Here is a 1,947-nt window from a genome sequence, read left to right on the forward strand (position 1 = left end):
AGTAGCATCGGGCCAATCCAGTCTGGACGAGTGCCGGGCGTGGTTTGCCACGCATGTGGTGCGTAATGCCTAGCAACGCGAAATCAGGAAACGCGACGATCTAGTAGAAATGCGCAAGAAGGTACCCGACTGGGAATTCAAGCTGGTGCGGTGGTAGGATGGGAAGTTATTACGAAGTTCTATTTTACCTTCTGACTCTGAACCTGAGCAGGCCCCATAGTACAAAGTAGAGGGTACCCAGTAGCATACCAAATTCCACGATCAGCAGCAGGGCGGTCCGGTCGTTGAGGTTTTCAAAAACATTGAGAAAGAACTGGCCGGGCTTATGAAAAAAATCCCAGCTGTTGAGCCGCAAAATTCGCCCGAGAAAAACCCCCAGCCCACCGAGTGGAAAACTTAGAAAGAGTAAAATCGTCCCCGTGCGTTTGGAGTAGGTCCGGTTCCAGGTACCATGAAACCAATACAGCGACACCAAACCGTTGATCAGGCTGATTTGGGCATAGTAGAACAGCATGATGGTATCGTGCCAGGTGCGGTCGCTCTCGTAGTTGACCGACAAATGCACCAGATCGGTAATCATGTAGGGGGCATTGGGGAAAAACGCCAGCCATACTACACTCAGTATCCCTACTACCAGCGGTAGGGGGCCAAATCGTTTGGAGATTGCTTTGGCAAAAAATGCAATGAGCAGCGGAATCCAGCTCAGCAACAGGTTCCAGTCGAGCGAAAAATCAACGGCTTCGCTAAACTGGATGCGGATAAAGTGAAAAGCCAAAGCCAGTAGGCTCAACACCGCCAACATGAGCAGGGGATAGATACTTTCCAGCGAAAGAATGGGCGGTTCAGCGATACTGAAACGAGCCCTTTGCCACCAAGACGAACTACGTTTCAAAGCTTCTGAATTGGGAAAGGGTTAATTGGGGAAGAACGAAGCAAACGGGGCGTGAATTTGATTTTGGCAAAAAATCCCAATCCAGTCAACTTTATTCTTTCCAAATCACCATCCACGTGCTGTTTTTAGCCACATCAGCCGATTTGACATCAGCCTGTCCCGACGATTCACCAGAGGGCTCCTTCTTTTTGTTCCGATTGTTACGCGGCTTCCGTCGACGCTTGGCCTCTCCTCCCTCCGTGGTTGATTCAGCACGTGCTTCGGATGGCTTCCGCGGAGCGGCTGAGCGAGAATCGGTTGCATTTCGGGGAGTAGTGGCACGGGAAGAGGTACTCTTGGAACCGGAATGTCGTCCGCCCGGACGACCTCGTTCGGGCGAGCTACTCCGGCTTCCGAATACCGGGGCCGTGCCTAGGCCTAACTCTTCAGTAATAGAAATGATAGAAACGGAGCGTTCGAGCAGTCGCTCGATATTCTGTACACCGCGCTTATCCATTTCACCGATGAAGGTGATAGAGGTACCCTTCGATTCGGCGCGGGCCGTGCGGCCAATGCGGTGGACGTAATCCTCGGGGTCGCGGGGTAGGTCGTAGTTGACCACATGGCTGAGGTTGTCGATGTCGATGCCGCGCGAAAGTACGTCGGTCGCGACCAGAATCGGAAATTCCCGGTTCTTGAAATCCCGCAGCACGATTTCCCGTTGGGCTTGCTCCGAGTCGGAGGAAATGCCCTCAGCTTTGAAGCCCTTCCGACGCAAAGCGCGCACGATGGTATCCACCGACGAGCGGCGGGACGTGAACAGTACCAGACTGGGATTATTGGCTTCTTTCAGCAAATGGATCAACAGGGGTAGCTTCTGGTTTTCCGTCGCCATGTAGAACTGCTGGTCGATGCCCTCGGCGGGTTTGGAAACTGAAAGCTTGATCTCGCCCGGATCGCGTAGAATGCGCTTGGCCAATTCGCCGATTTTGGGCGGCATGGTCGCCGAAAACATCAGCGTCTGCCGATCCTCCGGGATTGATTTCATGATCGCCATGATATCGCCCAGGAAACCC

At 53.2% G+C, this 1,947-nt stretch carries 2 protein-coding genes; both read right to left on the reverse strand.

Features of this window, described 5'->3' with window-relative positions:
• Nucleotides 1-184: 184 nt before the first annotated feature.
• Complete coding sequence (locus WBQ70_RS12240) at nucleotides 185-892, reverse strand: DUF1361 domain-containing protein (RefSeq protein WP_423914633.1); 708 nt, start codon at nucleotides 890-892, stop codon at nucleotides 185-187.
• Between the two features lie 91 nt (nucleotides 893-983).
• The coding region (locus WBQ70_RS12245; protein WP_423914636.1) for a helicase-related protein at nucleotides 984-1,947 on the reverse strand (964 nt) is incomplete at its 5' end.

The organism is Flavobacterium sp., assembly GCF_049590715.1.
In the GTDB taxonomy this organism is placed as follows: Bacteria; Bacteroidota; Bacteroidia; order Flavobacteriales; family Flavobacteriaceae; genus Flavobacterium.